At 68.9% G+C, this 24,512-nt stretch carries 28 protein-coding genes; 14 read left to right on the forward strand and 14 right to left on the reverse strand.

Annotated elements, in window-relative coordinates; genetic code table 11:
* Window positions 1–61: 61 nt before the first annotated feature.
* Window positions 62–433, reverse strand: coding sequence for an FCD domain-containing protein (locus ACFC3F_RS12720; RefSeq protein ID WP_376130307.1), 372 nt, complete (start codon window positions 431–433; stop codon window positions 62–64).
* Here ACFC3F_RS12720 and ACFC3F_RS12725 point away from each other — a divergent pair.
* Both ACFC3F_RS12725 and ACFC3F_RS12730 read left to right on the forward strand, forming a co-directional pair.
* Window positions 335–1,450, forward strand: a complete 1,116-nt coding sequence (locus ACFC3F_RS12725; protein WP_376130214.1) for an ATP-binding cassette domain-containing protein — start codon at window positions 335–337, stop codon at window positions 1,448–1,450. The two genes, ACFC3F_RS12720 and ACFC3F_RS12725, sit on opposite strands and share 99 nt — an antisense overlap.
* Complete coding sequence (locus ACFC3F_RS12730) at window positions 1,447–2,136, forward strand: ABC transporter ATP-binding protein (RefSeq protein WP_376130217.1); 690 nt, start codon at window positions 1,447–1,449, stop codon at window positions 2,134–2,136. Before ACFC3F_RS12725 ends, ACFC3F_RS12730 begins: the two co-directional genes overlap by 4 nt.
* 68 nt (window positions 2,137–2,204) lie before the next feature.
* Here ACFC3F_RS12730 and ACFC3F_RS12735 read toward each other — a convergent pair whose 3' ends face one another.
* The 5 genes from ACFC3F_RS12735 to ACFC3F_RS12755 form a co-directional block, all read right to left on the reverse strand.
* Entirely contained in the window at window positions 2,205–3,011 is an 807-nt protein-coding gene (locus tag ACFC3F_RS12735; RefSeq protein WP_376130220.1) for a hypothetical protein, read from the reverse strand.
* A 9-nt stretch (window positions 3,012–3,020) separates the two neighbouring features.
* Window positions 3,021–3,911, reverse strand: a complete 891-nt coding sequence (locus tag ACFC3F_RS12740; RefSeq protein ID WP_376130223.1) for a hypothetical protein — start codon at window positions 3,909–3,911, stop codon at window positions 3,021–3,023.
* Between the two features lie 46 nt (window positions 3,912–3,957).
* Window positions 3,958–4,089 carry a hypothetical protein gene (locus ACFC3F_RS12745; RefSeq protein WP_376130226.1) on the reverse strand — a complete coding sequence of 44 codons (132 nt, stop codon included), beginning with the start codon at window positions 4,087–4,089 and terminating at the stop codon, window positions 3,958–3,960.
* 10 nt (window positions 4,090–4,099) lie between these two features.
* Window positions 4,100–6,490, reverse strand: a complete 2,391-nt coding sequence (purL, locus tag ACFC3F_RS12750) for a phosphoribosylformylglycinamidine synthase subunit PurL (protein WP_376130310.1) — start codon at window positions 6,488–6,490, stop codon at window positions 4,100–4,102.
* Between the two features lie 102 nt (window positions 6,491–6,592).
* Window positions 6,593–7,600, reverse strand: a complete 1,008-nt coding sequence (locus ACFC3F_RS12755; RefSeq protein ID WP_376130229.1) for a hypothetical protein — start codon at window positions 7,598–7,600, stop codon at window positions 6,593–6,595.
* A gap of 128 nt (window positions 7,601–7,728) precedes the next feature.
* Here ACFC3F_RS12755 and ACFC3F_RS12760 point away from each other — a divergent pair, with 128 nt between their 5' ends.
* The 5 genes from ACFC3F_RS12760 to ACFC3F_RS12780 all read left to right on the forward strand — a co-directional run bounded on the left by ACFC3F_RS12760 (window position 7,729) and on the right by ACFC3F_RS12780 (window position 12,221).
* Complete coding sequence (locus ACFC3F_RS12760; protein WP_376130232.1) at window positions 7,729–8,328, forward strand: TetR family transcriptional regulator; 600 nt, start codon at window positions 7,729–7,731, stop codon at window positions 8,326–8,328.
* 63 nt (window positions 8,329–8,391) lie between these two features.
* Window positions 8,392–9,531 carry a pyridoxal-phosphate dependent enzyme gene (locus ACFC3F_RS12765; protein ID WP_376130313.1) on the forward strand — a complete coding sequence of 380 codons (1,140 nt, stop codon included), beginning with the start codon at window positions 8,392–8,394 and terminating at the stop codon, window positions 9,529–9,531.
* Between the two features lie 17 nt (window positions 9,532–9,548).
* A complete protein-coding gene (locus ACFC3F_RS12770; protein WP_376130235.1) occupies window positions 9,549–10,190 on the forward strand; it encodes a transcriptional regulator in 642 nt (213 codons plus the stop codon).
* Window positions 10,174–11,097: an ornithine cyclodeaminase family protein gene (locus ACFC3F_RS12775; RefSeq protein WP_376130238.1), complete on the forward strand. Its 924-nt coding sequence runs from the start codon at window positions 10,174–10,176 to the stop codon at window positions 11,095–11,097. The genes ACFC3F_RS12770 and ACFC3F_RS12775 overlap by 17 nt, the downstream gene beginning before the upstream one ends.
* Window positions 11,094–12,221 (forward strand): DSD1 family PLP-dependent enzyme, encoded by a 1,128-nt coding sequence (locus ACFC3F_RS12780; protein ID WP_376130241.1) that lies wholly within the window; start codon window positions 11,094–11,096, stop codon window positions 12,219–12,221. Before ACFC3F_RS12775 ends, ACFC3F_RS12780 begins: the two co-directional genes overlap by 4 nt.
* An 18-nt stretch (window positions 12,222–12,239) precedes the next feature.
* On the opposite strand, the gene ACFC3F_RS12785 is transcribed toward ACFC3F_RS12780, so the two are convergent.
* Both ACFC3F_RS12785 and ACFC3F_RS12790 read right to left on the reverse strand, forming a co-directional pair.
* A complete protein-coding gene (locus ACFC3F_RS12785; protein WP_376130244.1) occupies window positions 12,240–12,698 on the reverse strand; it encodes a DUF1801 domain-containing protein in 459 nt (152 codons plus the stop codon).
* An 81-nt stretch (window positions 12,699–12,779) separates the two neighbouring features.
* The gene (locus ACFC3F_RS12790; RefSeq protein WP_376130247.1) at window positions 12,780–13,160 is read right to left on the reverse strand and encodes a cupin domain-containing protein; all 381 of its coding nucleotides are present in this window, start codon (window positions 13,158–13,160) and stop codon (window positions 12,780–12,782) included.
* 156 nt (window positions 13,161–13,316) lie between these two features.
* Here ACFC3F_RS12790 and ACFC3F_RS12795 point away from each other — a divergent pair, with 156 nt between their 5' ends.
* Both ACFC3F_RS12795 and ACFC3F_RS12800 read left to right on the forward strand, forming a co-directional pair.
* Window positions 13,317–13,568: a type II toxin-antitoxin system Phd/YefM family antitoxin gene (locus ACFC3F_RS12795; RefSeq protein WP_376130250.1), complete on the forward strand. Its 252-nt coding sequence runs from the start codon at window positions 13,317–13,319 to the stop codon at window positions 13,566–13,568.
* Window positions 13,565–13,951 (forward strand): type II toxin-antitoxin system VapC family toxin, encoded by a 387-nt coding sequence (locus ACFC3F_RS12800; protein WP_376130253.1) that lies wholly within the window; start codon window positions 13,565–13,567, stop codon window positions 13,949–13,951. Before ACFC3F_RS12795 ends, ACFC3F_RS12800 begins: the two co-directional genes overlap by 4 nt.
* A gap of 22 nt (window positions 13,952–13,973) precedes the next feature.
* Here ACFC3F_RS12800 and ACFC3F_RS12805 read toward each other — a convergent pair whose 3' ends face one another.
* Window positions 13,974–14,603 carry an NAD(P)-dependent oxidoreductase gene (locus ACFC3F_RS12805; RefSeq protein ID WP_376130256.1) on the reverse strand — a complete coding sequence of 210 codons (630 nt, stop codon included), beginning with the start codon at window positions 14,601–14,603 and terminating at the stop codon, window positions 13,974–13,976.
* Complete coding sequence (locus tag ACFC3F_RS12810; RefSeq protein WP_376130259.1) at window positions 14,600–15,070, reverse strand: MarR family winged helix-turn-helix transcriptional regulator; 471 nt, start codon at window positions 15,068–15,070, stop codon at window positions 14,600–14,602. Before ACFC3F_RS12810 ends, ACFC3F_RS12805 begins: the two co-directional genes overlap by 4 nt.
* A 69-nt stretch (window positions 15,071–15,139) precedes the next feature.
* On the opposite strand from ACFC3F_RS12810, the gene ACFC3F_RS12815 reads away from it, so the two are divergent.
* The 4 genes from ACFC3F_RS12815 (at window position 15,140) to ACFC3F_RS12830 (ending at window position 18,552) form a co-directional block, all read left to right on the forward strand.
* Complete coding sequence (locus ACFC3F_RS12815) at window positions 15,140–16,018, forward strand: SDR family oxidoreductase (protein ID WP_376130262.1); 879 nt, start codon at window positions 15,140–15,142, stop codon at window positions 16,016–16,018.
* A gap of 214 nt (window positions 16,019–16,232) precedes the next feature.
* On the forward strand, window positions 16,233–16,607 hold the full coding sequence (locus ACFC3F_RS12820) for an ArsR/SmtB family transcription factor (protein ID WP_376130265.1): 375 nt from the start codon (window positions 16,233–16,235) through the stop codon (window positions 16,605–16,607).
* Between the two features lie 2 nt (window positions 16,608–16,609).
* Window positions 16,610–17,590, forward strand: a complete 981-nt coding sequence (locus ACFC3F_RS12825) for an SRPBCC domain-containing protein (protein ID WP_376130268.1) — start codon at window positions 16,610–16,612, stop codon at window positions 17,588–17,590.
* Between the two features lie 65 nt (window positions 17,591–17,655).
* Window positions 17,656–18,552, forward strand: coding sequence for a TerC family protein (locus tag ACFC3F_RS12830; RefSeq protein ID WP_376130271.1), 897 nt, complete (start codon window positions 17,656–17,658; stop codon window positions 18,550–18,552).
* Window positions 18,553–18,765: 213 nt separating this feature from the next.
* Here ACFC3F_RS12830 and ACFC3F_RS12835 read toward each other — a convergent pair whose 3' ends face one another.
* From ACFC3F_RS12835 to ACFC3F_RS12845, 3 genes are all read right to left on the reverse strand, one after another.
* Window positions 18,766–20,058: a cytochrome P450 gene (locus ACFC3F_RS12835; RefSeq protein WP_376130274.1), complete on the reverse strand. Its 1,293-nt coding sequence runs from the start codon at window positions 20,056–20,058 to the stop codon at window positions 18,766–18,768.
* A 156-nt stretch (window positions 20,059–20,214) separates the two neighbouring features.
* Window positions 20,215–20,658 (reverse strand): Fe-S cluster assembly sulfur transfer protein SufU, encoded by a 444-nt coding sequence (gene sufU, locus ACFC3F_RS12840; protein ID WP_376130277.1) that lies wholly within the window; start codon window positions 20,656–20,658, stop codon window positions 20,215–20,217.
* The gene (locus ACFC3F_RS12845; protein WP_376130280.1) at window positions 20,655–21,992 is read right to left on the reverse strand and encodes an aminotransferase class V-fold PLP-dependent enzyme; all 1,338 of its coding nucleotides are present in this window, start codon (window positions 21,990–21,992) and stop codon (window positions 20,655–20,657) included. The genes sufU and ACFC3F_RS12845 overlap by 4 nt, the downstream gene beginning before the upstream one ends.
* A 108-nt stretch (window positions 21,993–22,100) precedes the next feature.
* On the opposite strand from ACFC3F_RS12845, the gene ACFC3F_RS12850 reads away from it, so the two are divergent.
* Window positions 22,101–23,198 carry a VanZ family protein gene (locus ACFC3F_RS12850; RefSeq protein ID WP_376130283.1) on the forward strand — a complete coding sequence of 366 codons (1,098 nt, stop codon included), beginning with the start codon at window positions 22,101–22,103 and terminating at the stop codon, window positions 23,196–23,198.
* Between the two features lie 78 nt (window positions 23,199–23,276).
* Here the strand turns inward: ACFC3F_RS12850 and ACFC3F_RS12855 are convergent, their stop codons facing one another.
* Window positions 23,277–24,497 carry an amidohydrolase gene (locus tag ACFC3F_RS12855; RefSeq protein ID WP_376130285.1) on the reverse strand — a complete coding sequence of 407 codons (1,221 nt, stop codon included), beginning with the start codon at window positions 24,495–24,497 and terminating at the stop codon, window positions 23,277–23,279.
* Window positions 24,498–24,512 lie beyond the last annotated feature (15 nt).

The following is a 24,512-nucleotide window of genomic DNA, read 5'->3' on the forward strand; positions in this document are numbered from 1 at the left end:
CGCCGGGGCCGTTCTGCGTCACGCGGGACCGGGGCGACGGATGCCGCTGCCCGATGCCGCGTCACACCGGTTCCAGAGGCGCGGGCCCTGTGCTGCGCTCGCGCAGCAGTGCATCCTTCGTTCGCCACCGGTGATTTCGGGCGGCGAGTTCGATCGTCACCGGGTCGACATCACTGCGCAGCATCTCGAGCATGTCGCAATGCTCCTGGACCGACTGCAAGGCGCGATCGGGCACGAAGGCGAACGTCGAGCCGCGCAATCCCGACAGTCGCGTCCCGCCGCGGTGGACGAGTTCGAGGATCTGGTCGTTGGGACACGGTGCGAACAGAATCGAATGGAACCGGCGATTGAGGCGGTGAGCGCGTTCATCGGCGGCATCGCCGGCGGACTCATCGTCGGACAGGTGACGACGGCGAACTACATCACGTTCCAGACCTTGAACTCGCTCGGGATGTACGTGCTCGCGATCGCGGTGGGCGCACACCTCCTGGACATGGCGCTGGTCGGCGGCATCCTCTTCGTGCTCGTTCCCGAGATCCTCAAGCAGTTCAAGATCCCGTTGGAGTGGTCGAACATCGCGTTCGCGCTGCTCGGGATCTATGCGCTCGCGACGAACTCGAACATCGGAAACGACATCCGCAACGCGATCATGCGACGTCGACGTCGTCGTGCCGGATTGCGCTCGGGGTCGTCGCTCGCTTCGCTGACACCCTTGGATGCACCGGTGCCGCGGCCGCACGAGGATGTCCTGCTCGACGTGCGAGGCCTCACGGTCAGCTTCGGCGCCGTGCGCGCGCTCTCCGATGTCGATGTGCAGATCCGCCGCGGCGAGATCCTGGGACTGATCGGCCCGAACGGGGCCGGGAAGTCCACGTTCATCGATGCGCTCAGCGGGTTTCTGCCGCAGCACGAGGGAAGCGTGACACTCGAGGGGATCGGGCTCGGGAGCCGTGCGCCGCACCAGATCTCTCGCGCCGGGCTGCGCCGCACGTTCCAACAAGACCGCGTGCCGACCACGATGTCGGTCGGTGCCTACGCGCGATTCATCGCACGCCGATCCGCGGACGATGAGATCGATGAGGCCCTCGAGTTCTTCGGCTGCCCCGACCCGGCGACGCCGTTGCAGATCGTGGATGTCGGCACGAGACGGCTCATCGAAGTCGCGGCGAACATCGCGGCCAAGCCGAAAGTCCTCCTGCTCGACGAACCCGCCGCGGGACTGTCGCACGAAGAGCACCTCGCGTTCGCGGACCGGCTGCGTGCCGTCCCCGACCGCTTCGGCGTGACTCTGCTCATCGTCGAGCACGACCTGGATCTCGTGCGGAGCGTGTGCACCAACCTCGTCGTTCTGAATTTCGGTGAGGTGCTCGCCGCGGGTGAGCAGGCGGCGGTTCTGTCCGACCCTGCCGTGCTCACGGCGTACATGGGGGAAACGGAGATGCTGTCATGAGCCTCGTTCTCGAGGAAGTCACGGTTCGACGCGGCGTGGGACCGGTCATCTCGGACGTATCGCTCGAAATCGTCCCGGGCGAGATCACGACCATCGTCGGGCCGAATGGCGCGGGCAAGACGAGCCTGCTGGAGGCCATCTCCGGTGTCGTGACGACGGTCAACGGGCGCATCACGATGGACGATGTGCACGACGTGCGCAAGCTGTCGCGACGTGGTCGCGCGCGGTTGGGCATCAATCACGTCGAACAGGGGCGCATGATCTTCCCCTCGTTGACCGTGCGGGAGAACCTGAAGCTCACCGCCCGCACGAAAGTCGATCTCGACGAGTCGCTCGCGCTCTTCCCGGAGCTCGAGAAGCGGCTCGACAATGCGACGGTGCTGCTCTCCGGCGGTGAGCAGCAGATGGTCGTGCTCGCGCGCGCGTTCGCCGCGAAGCCGAAGTACCTCCTGCTCGACGAGATGTCTCTCGGTCTCGCCCCCGTCGTGTTCTTGAGGCTCCTGCCCACGATTCAGCAGATCGCGCAGACGGGAGTGGGCGTGCTCCTCATCGAGCAGTTCGCCCACCTGGCACTGGGCGTGGCAAGCCACGCGGTGGTCGTGACCGGCGGGCGAGTGACCTACAACGGAACGCCGGCCGCACTGCTCGAGGACTCGTCGCTGCTGCGGGAGGCCTATCTCGGCTGACCGACCTCGACTGCGGTGTCCGCGCGTGAGATCCACGCTCCGCGCGGGCACCGCTTATCTCGCTGCGGTCAAGAGGACGCGTCGGAACCGTTGCCGGATTCGGGCGCGTGCGAAGGAGAGGCGCGTGGTGGCGACTGCGGCTGCGGAGCGCGGGATGACGACGCGGATGCCGCACCCGACCGCGTGGGAAGCTCGAGGGCCACGCGCGTTTCGAGCCCTTCGATCGCGTCGTCGGACAGCGAGATCAGTCCGTCGAGCTCTTCGCGCACGCGCTTGTAGGCGACCTGGCGCTCGGCCGGTGTCGCGGCCTGGTCGACCGCGATCGTCAGCAGCTGCTGCGCTTTGTCGAGGCGGCGCCGCTCGCTCTCGCTGAAGGTGGAGGCTTTCAGCCGGCGCGCATCGCGCTCGGCGACGTCGAATGCCACCTCGTAATCGACGACGGCATTGCGGTACTCCGTGAGCTCGTCCGGGGTGAGCCGGACCTTCGGTGACGCGGGCCGCAACCCGTCGGCGACGCGCTGCGCCCGCAGGAACGCCGCCGTGAGTGGCTGGCGACCGTCGCTCATCGCGGGGAAGGCGATGAGCTTCGCTACGTCGAGCTCGTAGTCGAGCCAGCGCGCGGTGACGGAGTCATGCGTCGCGAAGAGCTTCGCGAGCTGTGTCGCCTGCGACTCCGGCGGGGGTGCGACCGCACGCGTTTCGCGTGCTGCCCGCAGCTCGCTCTTGGCCTTGAGCATCTCGAGCTTCTCTTTGTGGCGGCGCTTCGCCCGTCGCTCCCACGAACTGCCGATCTTGCCCGCGACGGCGACCGCGGCGCCGCCGAGCGGAAAAATCAGCCACCAGTAGCTCTCCCAGAGGGTTGCGAGGGTCTCCACCCGCTCATGCTATGTCAGGGGCTTCTCGCCGGAGGGGCGGGATGTGCGTGCGGGAATCGGCCACACCGGTCGCTGGCTCCGCGGAGCTTCGGGCTCGGACGGCGGGAGCGATCGCGCGGCACCACGCGGGTCGGTCTCGACGCCGGCCGCGGGTCGCGTAGAGCGTGAGGAGGCGCCGGGGCGCGGCATCCGCGTCGGTGTCCCGGCTCCCGCCCGGCGCGCCTCGGCCTCGGCGTGCGCGAACGCCGCTCCGTATCTCGCCACGGCCGTGCGATAGGCGGCATACTCCTCCGGACGCATGCGGGCGAGCGCCGACGCGGGCCGGAGCCGGTGCGCTTCGCTCTGCGCGCGCAGAAAGGCGTGTGTCGCGGGATGCCGCGCATCGCTCATCTGCGGGAACGAGATCATCGCGAGTGGGTCGGTCTCGTATTCGAGCCAGCGCGCCGTGATGGCGTCGTGCTCGTGCATGAGCCGTTCGAGGGGCAGCGGATCGTTCGGTCCGGCGGCGCTGCGCCGGGCGTCGACCGCCTTGACCTGGGTGCGTGAAGCTCTCAGTGCCATCGTCGCGCTCTTGTGCGCCTGGCGCGCACGCTGCAGGTCGCGCTTGGCCTCGGTGACGGTCGGCGTGCCCGGTGTCGGGTTCGCGCGCTGTGCCTGCGCGTGCTGCACCCTCGCCTGCGCGGCACGGACGTCGGCGCGGGCCTCGAGCATCGTGCGGTAGGCGATCTGCACGTCGTGGCGTGCAGCCTCGAGCTCGAGACGTTTCGCGCGCCACCTGCTCATCGTGCCCCCCGAGCGTCGTCGGTGCGTGGTCACCGCGGCGTAGCCGACACCTCCGGCACCGGCTGCTGCCGGCGCGATCCACCAGAACTCGACGATGAACACCAGGAGGGGCTCCACCCTCCGATGTTAACCGTCCGAATCGGCGTGCGGGAGATGGGGTGGGTCAGCCGAAGAGCAGGGCGATGACCGTCGCGCCACCGCCGACGACGATGAGCGAGACGATGACGACCCACGCGACCACCTTGATCCGGCGCTGGCGTGCGTCGTCGTAACTGCCGTACTCGTCGTCGCTCATGTCGTCCAGGTTATCCCGCGACAGGCTCGGCGACCGTCGGCCCGAACGCCGCGGGCAGCGTCGAGGTCGACTGCTCGTACAGCTCGGGCAGCGGCACGGTGAACAGGCCCTGCACCTCGAGAGCGGCGACGCCGTCGTCGCTCGGCGAATCGGTCACGCCGATGCGCAGCACGGGGTAGCCGCGGCCTTCGCACAGCCCGCGGAACTTCACGTCGTCTTCGCGGGGGACGGTCACGATGACACGGCCGGTCGACTCCGAGAACAGCGCCGTCGCGACGTCGACGCCGTCGCGTTCGACGATCTCGTCGAGCCATACGCGGGCGCCCACGCCGAAGCGCAGCACGCCCTCGCCGAGGGCCTGGCCGAGTCCGCCGCCGGACAGATCGTGCGCCGACGAGATGAGCGACTGCTGCCCTGCCGCGTGCAGCAGTTCGGCGAGCTTGCGCTCCTGCGCGAGGTCGACCGCGGGCGGACGACCGCCGAGGTGCCCGTGCACGGTGTCGGCCCACTGCGATCCGCTGAGCTCGGTCGAGGTCACACCGAGCAGGTAGATGTTCTCACCGGCATCCTGCCACCCCGACGGGATGCGGCGCGCGACGTCGTCGATGATGCCGAGCACGCCCACGACGGGGGTCGGGAAGATCGGCTGGTCACCGGTCTGGTTGTAGAACGACACGTTGCCGCCGGTCACGGGGACGCTGAGCTCGAGGCATCCGTCGGCGAGGCCGTCGACCGTCTGCGAGAACTGCCACATGACCTCGGGGTTCTCGGGGCTGCCGAAGTTGAGGCAGTCCGTCACCGCGGTCGGCACGGCGCCGGTGACGGCGACGTTGCGGTACGCCTCGGCGAGGGCGAGCTTGGCACCCTCGTACGGGTCGAGCTGGCAGAAGCGGCTGTTGCAGTCGGTCGCGATCGCGAAGCCGAGTCCGGACTGCTCGTCGACGCGGATCATGCCGGCGTCGTCGGGGAAGGACAGCGCGGTGTTTCCGAGCACGTAGTAGTCGTACTGGTTGGTGATCCACGACGTGTCGGCGAGGTTCGGGCTCGAGACGAGCTGCAGGAACTGACCGCGCAGCGTGTCGGGGTCGAGGTCGCGCGGCAGCGCCGACGCGGAGTCCTCTTGGAGCGCGTCGATCCAGGTCGGGTAGGCGACGGGGCGCTCGTAGACCGGGCCGTCGACGGCGACCGTGGAGGGGTCGACGTTCACGATCTCTTCGCCGTGCCAGAAGATCTGCAGGCGGCCGTCGCCGGTGACCTCGCCCAGGACGCTCGTCTCGACGTCCCACTTGGCGGTGACGGCCAGGAACGCGTCGAGCTTCTCGGGCGCGACGATGGCCATCATGCGCTCCTGGCTCTCGCTCATGAGGATCTCTTCGGGCGTGAGCGTGGAGTCGCGCAGCAGCACATTCTCGAGGTCGACGCGCATGCCCGAGCCGCCGTTGGCGGCCAGTTCGCTCGTCGCGCACGAGATGCCCGCGGCGCCGAGGTCCTGGATGGCTTCGACGAGTTCGCCCTGATAGAGCTCGAGGCAGCACTCGATGAGCACCTTCTCGGCGAACGGGTCGCCCACCTGCACGGCGGGGCGCTTCCGCTGCGGCTTCGCCGCGCCGTCGCCGCCTGCGGCGACATCGGTCCCTGAGCTGGTCGAAGGGTCGAACGAGTCGGATGCCAGGATCGACGCGCCGCCGATGCCGTCACCGCCCGTGCGGGCTCCGAACAGGACGACCTTGTTGCCCGCGCCCGAGGCGTTGGCGAGCTTGAGGTCTTCGTGGCGCAGCACGCCCACCGCGAGGGCGTTGACGAGCGGGTTGGCCTGGTAGACCGAGTCGAAGACCGTCTCGCCGCCGATGTTGGGCAGGCCGAGGCAGTTGCCGTAGAACGAGATGCCGCTCGTGACGCCGTGCACGACGCGCGCCGTGTCGGGGTGGTCGATCGCGCCGAAGCGCAGCTGGTCCATGATCGCGACGGGGCGCGCGCCCATCGAGATGATGTCGCGCACGATGCCGCCGACACCCGTCGCGGCGCCTTGGAACGGCTCGATGTAGCTCGGGTGGTTGTGCGACTCGACCTTGAAGGTGACCGCCCAGCCCTCGCCGATGTCGACGACGCCGGCATTCTGTCCCATGCCCACCATGAGGCGGGTCTTCATCTCGTCCGAGACCTTCTGCCCGAACTTCCGCAGGTAGATCTTGCTCGACTTGTACGAGCAGTGCTCGCTCCACATGACGGAGTACATCGCCAGCTCACCCGATGTCGGGCGGCGGCCGAGGATCCGGCGGATCTCGGCGTATTCGTCGTCTTTGAGGCCGAGCGCCGCGTACGGCTGCTCTTTCTCGGGGGTGGCGGCGGCGTTGGCGACGGTGTCGGCGACGGCCGCGGAATTCTGCGAGGGGGTGGTCACGCGGCTGAGCTCCAGGAATTCGAGGGTGGCCAGACGGGTCAAGTCTAGTTGCGACCCGCCGTGGGCGGTGCCCCGTGGGGGCCGGGAGCGGAGTGTGATGACCTACTCGGTCAGCCGACCCTCCCCGCGTCGATCGCGGACGACGGCGAATGCGTACATGGCGAGCCCGAGCACGAGCCACGCGGTGAGGACGAGAATGGGATGCAGCGTCGCAGCCCCGTCGAAGAACCCGAGGTTGCGCAGCAGTGTCCCGGTGGCGCCGGGCGGCAGGAGCTGTCCGATCGCGCCCCACGGCACGGGCAGCACCTCGGGCGCGCTCGACAGGCCCGACAGCGGATTGCCGAGCAGGATCAGCAGCACCGCGGCGATCGCGATGCCGACGCCCTTGAGGAGTCGTCCGAGGCCGAGCACCAGGAACGCGGTCGCGGCGATGCCCAGCATGGCCCCCAGCGTGGTCATCCAGAAGTTGTCCTCGAACGTGCCGATCCAGAAATAGAGGGTCGAGGTGAGCGCGAGTCCGCCGAGTACGGCGAAGGATCCTGCGGTGGCGAGCCGCTGGCGGTTTCCACGAACCAGCGCGACCGTCGCCACGGCGGCGATCCATCCGCCGAGCGCCATCGGGAGGGCGCCCGCCGACAGTCCGATGCCGCGCGGATCCGCCTCCGGGAACGGCACGACGTCGTCGACGACGACCGGCAGCGATGTCACCGCACCGATCTGCTGCGCGGCGGCCTCCAGGATCGTCGCGACGTAGGAGCTCGCCGCCGACGCCGTGTCCACGGTCAGTCCGCTCGCCGGGTCGACGATGAACGCCCCGTAGACGTCACGATTCAGGATCAGCTCCCGGGCGTCGTCGGCGGAATCGGCCACGGTGATCTCGAATCCACCCGGCGCGTTCTCCTCGAGTGCATCACCGAGCGCCGTGACCACCTGGCCGGGCCCGACGACGGCGATCGGGATGTCGTGCGGTTCCGAGTTGACGCTCGGCAGGGCGAAGGCGAGGAGGAAGACGACGATGATCGCGATCAGGATCGCGACGACACCGGCGACCTTGCTCCAGCTCGATGGCGCTGTCGCCGTGTCGGTGGTCGCGGCGGGGGTGAGGGACATGCATGCTCCTGAGTTATTTCCACAAGCGTGGAGTTCTGGGCGTGAGCCTAATGGCTGGAAGCGCGATGATCCAGTCGAATCTCCCCATATGTGGAATTGCGTCGCAACGCCACATATCCTGAGGGGCGATGACCCCCAAGCCGCAGACCCGCCCCGGGCGTCGTCCGGGCGACAATCGCACGCAAGACGTGATCCTCTCGGCCGCACGAGAGCTGTTCTCCCGCGATGGCTATGCAGGGGCTTCGCTGCGCGCGATCGCCGCCGCTGCTGATGTCGATCCCGGCATGATCCGGCACTTCTACGGCAGTAAGGACGGTCTCTTCGAAGCGGCCCTCGCCCTGCCCGACGGGTATTCCGCAGCGCTCACCGCAGCGATCGATGGCGCGCCCGACGGCATCGGCGAGCGGATCACGCGTGCATATCTGAGCCTCTGGGAGAACCCCGAAACCGCCGCGCCGGTGCTTGCGATGGTGCGCACGGCGCTGGCTTCCGAACGCGCGGCGGAACGATCGCGCGACCTGGTGACGTCGCGACTGATCACCCACGCCATCCCGGCGCTCAGCGCCGACCGGCCCGCACTGCGAGCATCGCTCGCCGGTGCACACCTCACGGGAGCAGCATTCGCCCGGCATGTCCTGCGGATCGAGCCGCTCGCCGACCTCTCTTTCGAAGAGGTCGTCCGCCTGATCGCGCCGGCCATCCAGAGATATCTCAGCGGGCCGCTCTAGCAGCCAGGAGCATACCTGGACACTCTGTCCAGATCTACTCGTTTCGTCTAGGCTGGACGCGTGATGCGAAGGTATCGAGATCTCGTCGATGGCTCGTCGTACCCGTTGGACGTGCCGAGGTGGCGGTCGGATTCGGGTCGCCCGCTGTGGATCGACGCCGGGCCGGGGATCGGCCGAGGCGATATCGACGACTCGCAGCGGTCGCTGTGGCGATATCGCGCCGCGCTTCCGGTCGAGATCCCGTCTCCGATCAGCATGGGCGAAGGCGTGACCCCGTTGATCGAGCACGCGTGGGAGGGAACGGCGCGACCGCTGTTCAAGGCGGAGTGGTTCAGCCCGACGGCGAGTTTCAAGGACCGGGGGACGAGCGTGATGCTGTCCTACCTGCGGGACCGTGGCGTCACCAGCGTGTTGGAGGACAGTTCCGGCAATGGCGGGTCCTCCGTCGCCGGCTACGGGGCCGCCGGCGGGCTGCAGGTGAAGATCTTCGCGCCGGCTACGACGTCGCCGGCGAAGATCGCTCAGGTGCGCGCATACGGCGCCGAGGTCGAATTGGTGGAGGGCCCGCGGGAGGAGTCGCAGAACGCCGCGATCCGTCAGGCGACGGCGCCGGCGTTCTACGCGTCCCACAACTGGCAGGCGTTCTTCCTGCAGGGGACGAAGACGCAGGCGTACGAGCTGTGGGAAGACCTCGGCTTCCGTGCTCCCGACAACGTGGTCATCTCCGTCGGCGCCGGCAGCAGCCTGCTGGGCTGCTACCTCGGTTTCCGTGAGCTGATGAACGCCGGCCAGATCGCGAGGATGCCACGACTGTTCGCCGCGCAGCCGGTGAACTGCTCCCCGGTCGACGCGAGCTTCACCGCACACGTCGACACTCCGGTCGAGCGGCCCGTCCTGCCGACGATCGCCGAAGGCACGGCGATCGCCCGTCCATTGCGGCTGGCCCCGATGATCGCGGCGCTGCGCGAATCGGGAGGCTCGACGGTCGCGGTCTCGGAGGAGCGCATCGTGCGGGCTCTGGACGAACTGTGCTCACGTGGCCTGTTCGTGGAGCCCACGAGCGCCACCGCCGCCGCCGCGTACTCGATGCTGCTGCACGCCGGCACGGTCCATCCGGCCGAGACCACCGTGGTCATGCTGAGCGGGTCGGGTCTGAAAGCCGCTCCGACGGTCCGCGATCTGGTCGAGGCGGTCCGCGCATGAACGACTCCGCCGACCGGGTGTTCGCGACCGTCCGTGATCTCGTGCCGGGGATCGCGGCGACATTCGGGCGGTCCTGCGAGATCGTGCTGCACGATTACCGGGACCCCGACCGTTCCGTGATCGCGGTGGCAGGTGATGTCACCGGCCGTCGGGTGGGTGACGGGATGAGCGAGATAGGCCACCGGGTCCTCGCCGACGGCGACAACGCCGCCACCGACCTCAACTACATCACCCGCACACCCGACGGGGTGCTGCTCAAGAGCACCACGATCCCGCTGCGCGACGACGCCGGCGCACTGATCGGCGCGTTGTGCATCAACGTGGACGTGAGCGCACTGAACCGGATCACCGAGGCCGTGAACGACCTCATCGGGCTTCCCGCCGCCGAGACCGAAACGGCGCCGGTGACCGAGTTCCCGACGGGGCTGACGGAAATGATGAACCGGATCGTCGAGCAACGCGAGCGGGCCGCGGGGATCGCGGCGCGAGGGTTCGACCGGCAGACCCGGACGGCCGTGATCCGCGACCTCGCCACGGCGGGAATCTTCGAGCTCCGCGGCGCATCGGCCGCCGTGGCGACCCGGCTCGGTGTGTCCCGGGCCGGCCTCTACAACGACCTTCGCAAGATCAGGGAGACCAGCGATGCAGTATCTCAGTGAGGCGGTGACCAGTGAGCTCGTCGACGAACAGCTCGCTCTGGACGCCGCGCGCGCAGCTTTCACCTCCGAAGGGATGGTCTTCCCCGTCGTCGTGGGGCGGACCCCGGTGGAGGGGCAGCGGTTCACTCTCAAGTCCGGCAGCACCGGCTCAGCGACGGGGGTGAAGATCGGCACCTACTGGCTCGGCAACAGCGAACTCGGAATCCCCCGCCACGGGTCGACCACGATCCTGCTCGACCCTGCGACGGGGCGTCTGGCCGCGGTCATCGAGGCGGCATCCGCAAACGCGATGCGCACCGCGGCGGCCGATGCGCTCGCCGTGCAGACCCTCGCCCGCCCCGACGCGGCCACCCTCGCCGTCGTGGGAACCGGCACGCAGGCGTACTACGAAGCAATCGCCGTCGCGCGGGTCCGTCCGATCACCACGGTGCTGGTCGCCGGACGCGACCCCGAGAAAGCCGACGCCCTCGCCGCGCGGATCGGTGCGCGCCTGAACACGATTCACACGCAGGCCGCTCCGATCGACGCCGCAGTCGCGTCGGCCGATGTCATCGTGACCGCCACGACCTCTCGGGAACCGCTCTTCGAGGCGGGATGGGTGCGGCCGGGAACCCACGTGTCGGCGATGGGAGCCGACGGCCCTGGCAAACGCGAGCTGCCCTCCGCGCTCTACGAGCACGCCGCGCTGTTCTGCGACGTCGCCGAGCAGACCCGCACCCTCGGGGAGTTCCAGCACGCGCCCGAGCACGTCACGATCACACCCCTCGGCGCCGTGATCTCCGGCTCCGCACCCGGACGACAGACCGCTGACCAGATCACGATCTTCGACAGCTCCGGCTTCGCGCTGCAGGACCTCACCCTCGCCGAACACATCCTCGCCGCCTACGAAGCGACCCGAAGCCGATGACCACTCTGCACACCCCAGACACCCCCTTCCTCGCGCTCGACGTCGACCGCGTCGACGCCAACATCGCCCGGCTGCGCACCCACCTGAAGACCCTCCAGGTGCCGCTGCGGTTGCACGTCAAGACCGCGAAGTCCATCGAGGTGGCATCCCGCGTCTTCCCTAGCGGCACCGGCCCGATCACCGTGTCGACACTGGCCGAAGCGGAGTACTTCGCCGACGCCGGATACACCGACATCCTCTACGCCGTCGGTATCGACCCGCACAAGCTGCCCCGCGCCGCAGCCCTCGTCCGCGGCGGCGTCGACCTGACGCTGCTGCTGGACAGCGTCGCCCAAGCCGAAGCGTTCGTCGACTACGCGTCGACGAACGGCGTCGCTCTGCCGGCTCTGATCGAGATCGACTGCGACGGGCACCGGGGCGGTCTGCGCCCGGACGACCCGACACTGCTGGACATCGCCCGCATCCTGGATGCTGCGGAACTCATGCGAGGTGTCCTCGACCACGCCGGCGAGTCCTACTACAGCCCCACCCCAGAGGGTCGACAGGCCGCGGCCGAGAACGAACGAAGCACCGCCGTCGACGCAGCCGCGCGGCTGCATGCGGCCGGGCTTTCGTGCCCCGTCGTCAGCATCGGCTCCACGCCCACCGCCCACGCCGCCACTCAGCTCGAGGGAGTCACCGAAGTCCGGGCCGGCAACTTCGTCTTCTTCGATCTGGTGATGGCCGGCATCGGAGTCTGCACGACAGAGGACATCGCGCTGTCCGTCGTCGTCACCGTCATCGGCCACCAACCCGCCCACGGATGGATCCTCACCGACGGCGGCTGGATGGCCACATCGCGTGACCGGGGCACCGCCGCACAGCGCACCGACCAGGGCTACGGACTCGTCGCCACGATCGACGGCGAGCTCATCCGGGATCTGATCATGGTCGCCGCCAGTCAGGAGCACGGCCAACTCGCCATCCGCGACGGCAGCCACCGACCGCTCCCCGACATCCCGATCGGCACGCGCCTGCGCATCCTTCCCAACCACGCCTGCGCGACCGCATCCCAGCACCAGCGATATCACCTGACCGGAGTGAACCCGCCGGCACCCACCTGGGAGCGGCATAACGGGTGGTGACCACCGGCAACGACCTCGTCAGCCCTCCGGACGCTCGCGTTCGGTCGGACCGGGTTCCAGGTGATCCACCGCGGCGACCATCAGCGTGCGCAGCTCGGGGCGCTGCACCTCGTCGACAGACGCGAGCTTCAGGCTGCGCATCGCGAGACGTCCCGACGCCTGCCGCCCACCCGACGTGGGGAGCAGCCCACTCGGGTCGGGCAGGTCGCCGCCGTAGTAGAAGCCGAGCGTCACGTGGTTCTTGAACGGCATCAAGTAGGCGAACTGCTCGGTGAACTTCTTCGGGCCGATTCCCCATCCGACCGACCGCTGCTTCTGCCACACGACCTCCACCGTCTGCGGCAGAACGTCGTAGACGAGGTCGCGAACGGCGTCCGCCACCGACTGCGCCTGTTCGGTCGCCCGCGACAGGATGCCGCGGAATGCCTCGCCGTCCTTTGGACCTGACCGATTGATGATCCCGGCCGCTTCCGCCATGTCGGAGCACCTGCCCTTCGCCGCGGTGACGCATCGACTGTATCCCCGGTGGGGGCGGACGAGTGAAGCCCTCGGGCCAGATCAGCGGGGGCGGCTGGCGATCGTCAGCCCTGGCTTGCGCTGATGGACCGAGAAGTAGCGCAGGCCGTGCGGGCCGGCGAGGAAGCGCCGCGTCGAGTGTGGCGGAAGCCACACGATCGTGCCGACGGCGAGAGGGATGCTCCCGTCATCGGTTTCGAGGGATCCGTCACCGGCGAGGACGTGGATGAGCACATCGAGGGCGGGTCCGACGTGGTTGCGGATCTCGTCGCCGGGCGGAAGATCGATGACGTTCGCATCCAGTCCTCGCGTGGGTGGCTCCAGCCGCCAGGCCGAGCCGCCCCGGATGGAGGGCAGCCGCGAGGTGTCTCCGACGACGCGCGGCCGCAGGGTGTCGACGTCGTCTCCGCGATCCGTGGTCATGGCCGATCCTTCCGTCTCGGTTTCGTGCGCATCTTCGAGTCAGCGGCTGAGAAGGTCGTGCTCCATCGCGACAGCGCCGCGGCCGCGCGAGTGGAATGGCCGATCTTGGCACAGATGTGCCGCACGTGGTTGTGCTACGCGTGCTACGTTCGAGGGATGAAGACGATCAGCCACCGCGATATGCGCAACAACAGCGCGGAGGTGTTGAAGCGCGTTGCTGCGGGTGATTCCTATACGGTCACGAATCACGGGACGGCCGTTGCGCAGATCATTCCGATCGGTCGAACCGCTGCCGACCTGCCGCTTGCGCAGCCCGCTACGCGGCAGGGTGGCTTCAGTTCTCTGCCTCGACGCCGTGTCGACGGCACGATCACCGAAGCGTTGGACGATCTTCGAGGCGAGCGGTGACGCGGTTCTATCTCGACACATCAGCCGCCGCCAAGCTTCTCGTCGAGGAGCCGGAGTCCGCCGCGTTCGTGAAATGGGCCGACGGAGATTCCGTTGAACTGGTTGCGACGCTGCTGCTCGAAACGGAGCTGCGCCGACTCGCGACCCGGTACGCTCTCCCGCAGCTCCAGGTCACCCACATCCTCGCGGCCGTCTCGCTCTACGACCTGCCGCTCAGCCTTTACCGGGAGGCAGGCCTCCTGCCGGGCGTTGCGCTGCGCTCGCTCGATGCGCTGCATCTCATCGGGGCACTGCGGCTCGGAGTCGATGCGATTGCCACATATGACGAGCGGTTGGCACGTGCTGCACGGGAGGTCGGCGTCGCCGTCATCGCTCCGTCGTGAGAGTGGCTCGTCGGGGCCCGCGCTACCGCAGGTCTGTGACGAACGGCGCCTGTCGCGGATAGGAGCCGGTTGCGACGGTGTCGGCGAGGAAGCAGGCGAGGTTCGCCCGAGTGAGGGTGGTGCGGCGTCCGGAGCGGTGCGGGTCGACCTCGACTGCTCCTGCTCCGCCGTCGATGAGTCGCGGGACGCGGACGAGCGTCCAATCGACATCACTCTCTTCCCATGCGGCGTGTTCGGCGATCTTGTCCTTCGCGAGCTCGCCGCCGAGCCTGTTCAGCAGCCAGGAGATGACCTTGTCGCGGCCGCGCTTGCGATCGCCCTCGAGGGTGAGGCCGGCGACGCTGATGCCGACGTAGCGCGTCACATCGGCATCGGCCATCGCGGACGAGAGGATGCGGGCCGTGTCGCGCAGGAGTGTGGTGTCTTTGCCGACGGGCCCGAGGGCGGATACGACCGCGTCGGCGCCGTCCAGCGATTCCGCAACAGCGCCGGTGTCGCGGATGTCACCGGCGACGATCGTCGCCTGATCGGCCCACCGCGCGGCCTTGGCGGGGTCGCGCACCAGGAGGGTCAGCTGATGGCCGTCGTTCAGAAGATCCGGGACGAGGAGGCGGCCGGTGCGACCGGTGCCGCCGAGAACGGTGAGCTTCATGGGATGTCTCCTCGGGGAGGCGTCGGGGGGTCGACGTGCACGGCGGTGGCGAATCGGGTGAGGAGCCGCTCGAACGTCTGGACGTCTTCAGATGTCCAGACGTGCAGGATGCGGCGCAGGTAGTCGAGCCGGAAGGCTTCGGACTGCGCTCGCAAGGCCCCGCCGGCCGGGGTGAGCGTGAGGGAGAGCCGGCGCGCGTCGGCGGCGGCGTTGGCCTTTGCGACGTACCCGCCGACGACCGCGCGATCGCACAGCCGGCTGGCCGTTGCAGGTGCGACGCCCAGCTCGCTCGCGATGTCGGCGACCGACAGCCCATCGGGCGCATCGCCGATCGCGGTGACGATCAGCACCGTCGACAGGTCGACGCTCGCGGCCTCACCCCGCGCGGCCCGCCCTGACGTGGTCGGTGCCCAGATCCGGCGCATGTCGATGAGCGCCCCATCGATCCGCGCGAAAGACGAATGCATAGCTGTATCATACATACATACATACATACATACATACATACATACATACATACATACATACATACATACATGCTGAATGATTCCCGTCCCGTCGTGTTCGTGACCGGAGCAACCGGCACGGTCGGCTCCGCCGTCGTGGAGCTCCTCCTCGACCGCGGTGAGCGCGTCGTCGCGGGAGTGCGCAGCGAGGCGGATGCCGCGGACCTGCCGGCGGGTGCGCAGTGGAGAATCTTCGAGTTCGGGTCAGACGAGGACGCACTGCGCGAGGCGATGACCGGATGCGACCGGCTGTTCCTCATGCGACCGCCGCCGATCGAGGATGTCGACACCTACCTGTTCCCCGTGATCGACGTCGCGATGGATCTCGGCTTCCGCCAGATCGTGTTCCTCTCCCTGCAGGGAGTGCAGCACAACAAGGGGGTTCCGCACCATCGGGTCGAACAGTACCTCGAAGCCCGGAATGCGCCGTTCACGTTCCTGCGCCCCAACTTCTTCATGCAGAACCTCTCCACGACCTACCGTGGCGGCATCCGCGACGACGACGAGATCTACGTCCCCGCGGGTCACGCCTTCACCGCGTTCATCGACGCCCGCGACATCGGCGACGTCGCCGCCGCCGTGTTCACCTCACCCGGCCACGAGGGCAGGAAATACACCCTGAACGGCGAGCAGACCCTCACCTACCGCAACGTCGCGCGCATCCTCTCCGAGGTCCTCGGCCGTGTCATCCGCTACCCGCGGCCCACCGAGCAGGAATATCTCGCCCGCCTCGCCGAGCAGGGCGCGCCCGCCGACTACATCGCCGTGCAGCGCATGATCTACCGCGTCGTGCGATTCAACGTCTCCGCGTTCCCCAACCGGATGGTCCGCAAGCTCACGGGTCGTCCCGCCACGAGGTTCCGCGAGTTCGCGCTGCGCGAGCGGTCCGTCTGGAGTCGTGCTCGCTGAGGCGCGGCACCCCGTGCGACACCTTCCGGCGCCATTCGCGCCCGTCTCACGCCCGCGACCGATCGCGAGCCTCGGTCAGATCGTCGACCGCGAGTTCGGTGAGCCGGGGCATCACTGTTCGGCACGAAGGTGAGCGCGGACCTGACCCCAGTCGCGGCTCCGGGGGTTGCAGAGGTATTGCCGAGAGCGTGAATCGGGAGTAACGTGCAACCAAATGGTTGCACAAAGGGAACTCAGCGATGACGAGATCGACCGCGTCTTCCAGGCGCTCGCCGACACGACGCGGCGCGACATCGTGCGGCGCACGATCGACGACGAACTGTCGATCTCGATGCTCGCGGCCGAGTACGACATGTCATTCGCCGCGGTGCAGAAGCACGTCTCGGTGCTCGAGGCCGCGCGGCTCATCGTCAAGCGCGCCGAGGGGCGCGAACGACTCGTGCGAGCGGATCCGGCCATGATCGCTCGCGCCCGTGCACTGCTCGCGCGCTACGAAGAACTCTGGCGCGCCCGCATCTCGCGTCTCGATGCGCTGCTGTCCGCCCCAGCGACCGAACCGTCCGAACCCTCCGAAGAAGAAGGAGCTTGATCATGCCTGTCACCGATGTCACGACCGACCCCGAAGCGCTCACCATGACGCTCACGGCCGATTTCGATGCGCCCGTCGAACGGGTCTGGAGCGCGTTCACCGATCCGAGCCAGCTCGAGCGGTTCTGGGGCCCGCCCGGATGGCCCGCGACGTTTCCGACCTTCGATCTCACCGTCGGTGGTCGCGCCGTCTATACGATGACGAGCCCGCAGGGTGAGAAATCGTCGGGGTCGTGGGAGTTCCTCGAGATCGACGAGCCGCGTGGGTTCACCGTGCTCGACAACTTCATCAATGAGGATGGTGCGCCGCTCGAGGGGATGCCCGCCATGCGCGTCGTCTTCCGGTTCGAGCCGACCGAGACCGGGTCACGCCTGATCAACACGACGTACTTCGACTCCGCCGATGCGCTCGAACAGGTCGTCGCGTTCGGCGCCGTCGAGGGATCGACGATGGCGATCAACCAGCTCGACCGCGTGCTGCAGGGGCTGCGCGAGTATGCGGCCGGCAAAGGCACGCGCACCGAGATCCTCGATGACACCCACGTGCGCATCACGCGGCTCATCGAAGGTCCGCGTGAGCTCGTCTGGCGCGCGCACACCGAGCCGGACCTGATCCGGCAATGGATGCTGGGGCCCGATGGCTGGCGGATGTCGGTGTGCGACGTCGACCCTGCCGTGGGCGGGCGCTACCGGTACGAGTGGGAGCCCCTCCCCGGCACCGAGGGGGAGCGCTTCGGGTTCGACGGCGAGACGGTGCTCAGCGAACCGCCGCGTCGGGGCGTCACGACCGAGCACATGACGGGCACCGACTACCCGTCGACGCTCAACGATCTGCAGCTCGAAGAAGAGGACGGCGCGACCCTCATCACGACGCTCATCGAGTACCCCGACAGCGCGACGCGCGACATGGTGCTGGCCACGGGCATGGCCGATGGCATGGAGTCCAGCTACGCGCGGCTGGAACGCGTGCTCGCCGAGGCCTGAGCACGACGGGGAGGGATGCCGCAAGCCCTCGCGGAGCAGCGGCATCCCGACCCTAAGATCACTGCGTGGACTTCTCTTTCGCCTTCACGCCCGACCTCATCGCCGTCTTCCTGACGCTGTTCGTGCTCGAAGTCGTCCTCGGGGTCGACAACGTCATCTTCATCTCGATCCTCGCCTCGAAGCTGCCCAAGGAGCAGCAGGCGAAGGCGCGCAACCTCGGGCTCACGCTCGCGATGCTGATGCGCATCATTCTGGTCTTCTTCGCCGGGTGGCTCATCACGCTGACCGAGGAGATCTTCTCGATCGGCGACCTCGGGTTCTCGTGGAAGGACTTCATCCTCATCGCGGGCGGTCTCTTCCTCGTCTACAAGGCCGTCACCGAGATCCATCACAAGCTCGAGGGCGAGGAGGAATCCGAGGGCACGTCGAACGGCAAGGGGGTGACGTTCGGATCGGTCATCGCCCAGATCCTCGTGCTCGACCTCGTCTTCTCTCTCGACTCGGTCATCACGGCGGTCGGCATGACGACGAACATGCTGATCATCATCACGGTCGTCGTGCTGTCGTTCGGCATCATGCTGTTCGCCGCCCGGTTCATCTTCGGGTTCGTCAACGCGCACCCCACGGTCAAGATGCTGGCGCTGTCGTTCCTGCTGCTGATCGGGGTGTTCCTGATCGCCGAGGGCTTCGGTTTCCACATCGACAAGGCCCTCATCTACGGCCCGATGGCGTTCGCGATCTTCGTCGAGGCGCTCAACCTCTTCGCGGCATCGCGCAAGGCGAAGCGCGAGCAGCGCGCCCGGAACGCCGTGCAGCTGCGGCCGCGTTACCCGAGCGTCGACGAATCGGTAGCCGTCACGGCGGCACTGTCTAAGGAACCGGGTGCGGGTTCGGTCGGCCTCTCCCGCAAACCCGTCGACGGTGAAGCGGCGTCCGGTGAGGAGCGCCGCGGCCTCGGCTGAGCGCTTGCCGAAGTGTCGTCGTCGCCGCAACTTTCGGCTCCCCGAGCGTGGTTTCGGCTCCCCGAGCGTGGTTTCGGTCCCTGAGGTGGTTTCGGTCCCTGAGGGTGGTTTCGGTCTCTGAGGGTGGGATCGGTCCCTGAGCTTGGACCGGTCCCTGAGCTTGGATCGGTCCCTGAGCTTGTCGAAGGGTCGTCGGGCTCGGCGACGTCAGCGTCAGTGGAAGGGGCAGCGGATCTTGCCGCCGGATCGGGGCTTCGTCGGCAGACGCCGTTCGTTGACGTCGAGGCCCTCGTCGAGGATCGTCAGACGCGGGTCGCTCAGGGTCGCGACCGCGGCGGCGAGTCCCGCGATCGCGAGCTTCTCGCCCGGGCAGCGGTGGCCGTCCGGAACCGACGCGCCGCCGTGCGGGACGAAGGCGGCGATCGCCTCGTAGTCGTCGACGCCGACGAAGCGATCGGGGTCGAAGGCGTCGGCGTCATTCCATGACCGGTCGTCGGTGTTCGTCCCGAGGATGTCGAGCACGACGCGGCCGCCGGCGGCGAGATGCTGCCCGTCGATCTCGACATCGGTCGTCGCCCACGCCGGCAGCATCGGAACGAAGGGCGCCGTGCGACGGATCTCCTGCGCGAACGCCGTCGCGAGCGGCCCGTGAGTGAGCGTGCCCCGCTCTTCGGTCTCTGCGGCGATGCGCTGCCGCCATTCGGGGCGATCGTGCAGCTCCTTCGCCGCGAACGCGACGAAGCGGGCGACGGCGATCATGGGCCGCATGCTGTTCTGCAGCTCGACGCCGGCCAGCTTCGGCGAGAGCCTTTCGCCCGCGGCATCCGTATGCCAGGCCCATTCGTGCAGCGCCGTGCCCTCGCGGGTCGCGAGCCGCCCGTCGCGGACGGCCTCGATGAGGCGGGCGGCGTGCCGATCCGACCAGAGCCGGTTGAGCTGCGCGAGCACGAACGACGGCGAGTAGGGAGCGCCGAAGCCGTCGACGATCTGGGCGAGGCGCGTCGCCCATCGCGTCTGCGCATCGGGGGTGCCCGGGAGCCCGGCCCAGCGCATGATGGCCCGGCCGAAGGCTCCGACCGCCGCGTCGTAGGCGCTGCGCCGACCACCCGCGAGCCACGAGTCGCGCTCGAACTGCCACTCGTGCTCGAGCAGCGGGGTCAGGCGCTCGACCTGCGCGTCTTCGTAGGCGACGTCGACGAAGGTCGCCTTGCGGTGGCGGTGCGCCGCGCCGTCGAGGCTGTGCACCGAGTCGTGGCCGAAGAGGGTCTCCTGGACGATCTTCGGCATCGCCCCGTGCCGGGCGATGCGCTCGCCGTCATAGAACAGCGCGACGCCCTCCGCCCCGCGCACGAACATCGCGTCCTTGGCGAGCAGCCGCATGGGAGCCGATCGCGCGCCGTCGCGCACGCGCCGCCAGATGTGGGCGCTGATGCCGTAGCCCCGCACGAGCAGCGACACGCCGTCTTCGCGCAGGGGGTGGGCGGCGGACTGCTGAGTGTGTGCCATTCCGCCACGATGCCAAAGCCGCTCGGCCGGCTCCAGGGGGCGGCGCTCCCCGGGCGGGTGTGCTATCGGGCGACGGGCGTCGACAACTCCGGACGAAACTGCGCCGGCCGGGCCCAGGGGCCGGTTCGCGTCGACGGGTCCGGAGTTGTCGACGCGTCAGGCGCGGGCGAGGGCATCTTCGAGTGCGACCCACGCGAGCATGGCGCACTTCACGCGCGCGACGTACTTCGAGACGCCCGAGAGCGCGGCGGCATCCAGGTAGACGTCCTCGTCGAGGGGGATCGCGCCGCGCGAGCGCAGCGCCGTGCGGAACCCGTCGATCAGGGCGGACGCCTCGCCGACGGGCAACCCCTCGACGAGCTCGCTGAGCATCGAGGCCGACGCCTGCGAGACCGAGCAGCCGGCGCCGTCCCACGTGACATCGCGAATCGTCTCGCCGGCCTCGTCGAGCCGCACGCGCAGCGTGACGTCGTCGCCGCATACCGGATTGTGCTGGTGCGACGTCGCCGAGCGACCGTGCTCGTCGGCGAGCTCCTTGCCGCGCGGACGCTTGGAGTGGTCCAGCAGCAGCTCCTGGTACAGCGCCTCGAGGCCGCTCATGCGCCGACTCCGAAGAACCCACGCACGCCCGCGACGGCGTCGAGGAACACGTCGATGTCGTCCTCCGTCGTGAAGACGGATGCCGACGCCCGCACCGACGCCGTCAGGCCGAGTCGTGCGTGCAGCGGCTTGGCGCAGTGGTGACCCACGCGCACCGCGACGCCGCGGTCGTCGAGGAACTGCCCCACGTCGTGCGCGTGCACCCCGTCGACGTCGAACGCCGCGATCGCGATCCGCTCGACCCCTGGGCCTGTCGCGCTCCCTGAGCTTGTCGCGCTCCCTGAGCTTGTCGCGCTCCCTGAGCTTGTCGAAGGGTCGCCCAGCACCCGCACGCCGTCGATCCCACGCAGCCCCTCGAGCATGCGCTGCTCGAGCCTCCGCTCGCGGGCGTGCACGCGCGGCATCCCGAGCCCGTCGAGATAGCGCACGGCGGCAGCGAGGCCGATCGCCTGCGACACGGGCTGCGTGCCGGCTTCGAACTTCTGCGGCGGCGGCAGGAAGCCGGCCTCGTCGAGGGTCACGGTCGTCACCATCGATCCGCCCGTGAGGAAGGGCGGCAGGTCTTCGAGCACGTCGCTGCGCCCGAGCAGTCCGCCGACGCCGTACGGGCCGAGCATCTTGTGCCCGGAGAACGCCGCGAGGTCGACGCCGAGCTCGGCGAAGTCGAACGGCAGGTGCGGCACCGACTGGCACGCATCCAGCACCGTGAGCGCACCGGCGGCACGGGCGAGCGCGGCGATCTCGGCGACGGGATTGACGATGCCGAGCACGTTCGAGACGTGCGTGAAGGCGACGACGCGCGTGCGTTCGCCGATGACGGATGCCGCGACCTCGAGGTCGAGCGTGCCGTCATCGCGCACGGGGATGTGGCGCAGCACGGCGCCCGTGCGGGCGGCGAGCTCCTGCCAGGGGATGAGGTTCGCGTGGTGCTCGGTCTCGGTCACGACGAGCTCGTCGCCCGGGGCGAGGGCGAACCGCGCGCTGCCGCGCCCCGCCGTGGCGTTGCCGATCGCGTAGGCGACGAGGTTGAGGGCGGCGGTGGCGCCGCTCGTCCACACCAGCTGGTCGGGTCGCGCCCCGAGGAACCCGGCGACGGTCGAGCGGGCGTCCTCGAAGACCTCGGTCGCCTCGGCGGCCAGCGTGTGCGCGCCGCGGTGCACGGCGGAGTTCGCCCGCGTGAGGAAGTCGATCTCGGCGTCGAGCACGGCCTGCGGCTTCTGGCTCGTCGCGCCCGCATCGAGGTAGACGAGCGGCCGCCCGTTGAGGGTCTGCGACAGGATCGGGAAGTCCGCGCGCACGGCCGCGACGTCGAAGTCGGTCGTCGTGGCGCTCATCCCTCCAGGCTACGCGGGATGCCGCGCCGCGGCGCCGTCCACCGTCATTGCGTGCCGTCTCGGCCCGTGTGCGCGAAGCGCGCACGCGAGGGATGACATGATTCTGGCGTGGACGAACAGGTCATCCTCGGCATTCTGGCCATCTTCATCGGCGCCGCCGTCGGGTTCGTCTTCTTCGTGCCCTTCGTCGCGATCAGCTATCGCCGGCGCGGAGGGCTGAGCTTCGGTCGCTTCGTGCTGTGGGCTGCGGCGCTGGTCTACTTCTGGGCGATCTGGACGTACACGCTGCTGCCGCTGCCCGATCCCGACACGATCCGCTGCGCCGGGGTGAACCTCGATCTGTTCCAGTTCGTCGACGACGTGCGCGGCGCGATGCGCCGTCCCGGCAACACGCTGACCGACCCCGCCGTCCTGCAGCTGCTGCTCAACGTGCTGCTGTTCACACCGCTCGGCTTCTTCATCCGCGTGCTCGGCGGCCGCGGCATCCTCATCGCCTTCGTCGTCGGTCTCGGTCTGTCGGCATTCATCGAGACGACCCAGCTGACCGGCGTGTGGGGCGTCTACCCGTGCGCCTATCGGGTCTTCGACGTCGACGACATGCTGACCAACACGACGGGAGCCGTGCTCGGGTCCGTCCTGTCGCTCGTCGTCCCGAAGCGGTACCGCGGTGCGCATCGCGCGACGGATGCCGCCCTGCCGCATCCCGTCACCCGCGGGCGCCGCTTCGTCGCGATCGTGTGCGACGTCGTGGGATTCGGCCTGCTGTACTTCACCGTCGCCATCACGACCCAGCTCGTACTGGAGTTCACGGGGCAGCGCGAAGCCCTGCTCGCCGGGCACGTCGCGTCCGTCACCGCGACCTGCGCGGCAGCGGCGATCTGGCTCATCGTCATCGTCGCGACGGGCCGGTCGATCGGCGACCTCGCCGTGCAGCTCCGTTATCGCGGGGGACGGCTTCCGGCGCTGGTCGCGCGCCCCCTTCGCTGGGTCGGCGGAGTCAGCGGCGCGGCGCTCCTCGGGCTCCTTCCGATGCCCTGGAATCTCGCGTCGGCGGTCTTCGTCCTGCTGTCGCTGCTCGTCTTCTTCACGACGGCTTCCGGGCGGGGCCTGCCGGGGCTCCTTTCGGGGATGCGGCTCGCCGACGCCCGCGAGGATGCCGGAGCAGCATCGCGTCCTGCGGCAGCTCCTCGATCCACGTCCCCGTGATCCTCGAGAGCGCGGCCGTATCCGTCAGCGCGGCGAACGCGATCTCGTGCGGCGGCTCCTCGTCGTCGAAGTAGAGCCTCACCGCCCGCCGAGGAACTCCCGCGCGGCGACGACGAGGCCGTCGACACCGTTCTCGAGGGTCGGGTGCAGCACCGGTGCGAAGAACGGCGAGTGATTCGTGGGGATGTCGCTCGCGATGGTGCCCGCTGCCGCGGCCGTCGCGTACGTCTCGGGGTCGACCCCGCCCCAGAACCAGAAGACGAGGGGCGCACCGGACTCGCGAGCGAACCATGACACGTCCTCGCTGCCGGTGAACATGCCCGGATCGACGACGGTGCCCTCGCCGAACGCGCGGTCGAAGGCGAGCGTCAGCCGCGCCGTCGCGGCGTCGTCGTTGATCGTGGGGGGCAGCGAGTGGTCGGTCGCGATGACCGGCTCCTGCTCGGCTCCGGATGCCTGGGCTTCGGCCCGCACGATGCGCTCGACCTTCTCGAGCACGGCGGCGCGGGTCGTCTCGTCCGGATACCGCAGGCTCAGCTCGAGACGCGCTTCCGCCGGGATGATGTTGTTCTTCAGTCCGGCGTGGATCGAGCCGACCGTCACGACGGCGACGTCGCGCGGATCGACTTCGCGCGACACGATCGTCTGCAGCCGCATGACCGTCGCCGCCGCCATGACGACGGGGTCGATCGTCGAGTGCGGCCGTGACCCGTGGCCGCCGCGGCCGAGCAGGGTCACGGTGATGCCGTCGGATGCCGCCATCTGCGTGCCGCCCCGCACGCCGATCGTGCCCGCGGGCAGCGGTGTCACGTGCTGCCCGAGCACGATGTCGGGGTGCGGATACCGATCGAGCACGCCGTCGGCGATCATCGCCAGTGAACCGGCGCCGTACTCCTCTGCCGGCTGGAAGACCGCGACGACGGTGCCCGACCACTCGTCCTTCGTCGAGACGAGCCGCTCGAGCGCGCCGATGAGGGCGGCCACGTGCATGTCGTGTCCGCACGCGTGCATGACGGGCACGTCGAGCCCCGCGGGGTCGACGCCCCGGGCGGTCGAGGCGTAGGCGAGGCCCGTCTGCTCTTCGACGGGGAGGGCGTCCATGTCGGCGCGCAGCCACACGACGGGGCCGTCGCCGTTGCGGATCACGGTCACCAGGCCCGTGCGGCCCACGCCCTCTTCGAACTCGAGTCCGAGCTCGGTGAGGTGCTGCGCGATGACGCCGGCCGTGCGGGTCTCCTGGAACGACAGCTCGGGGTGGCGGTGCAGGTCGATGTAGAGCGCTTCGAGGTCGATGGCCATGCTGCCGAGCCTACT

Source organism: Microbacterium sp. NPDC055910, from assembly GCF_042271185.1.
In the GTDB taxonomy this organism is placed as follows: domain Bacteria; phylum Actinomycetota; class Actinomycetes; order Actinomycetales; family Microbacteriaceae; genus Microbacterium.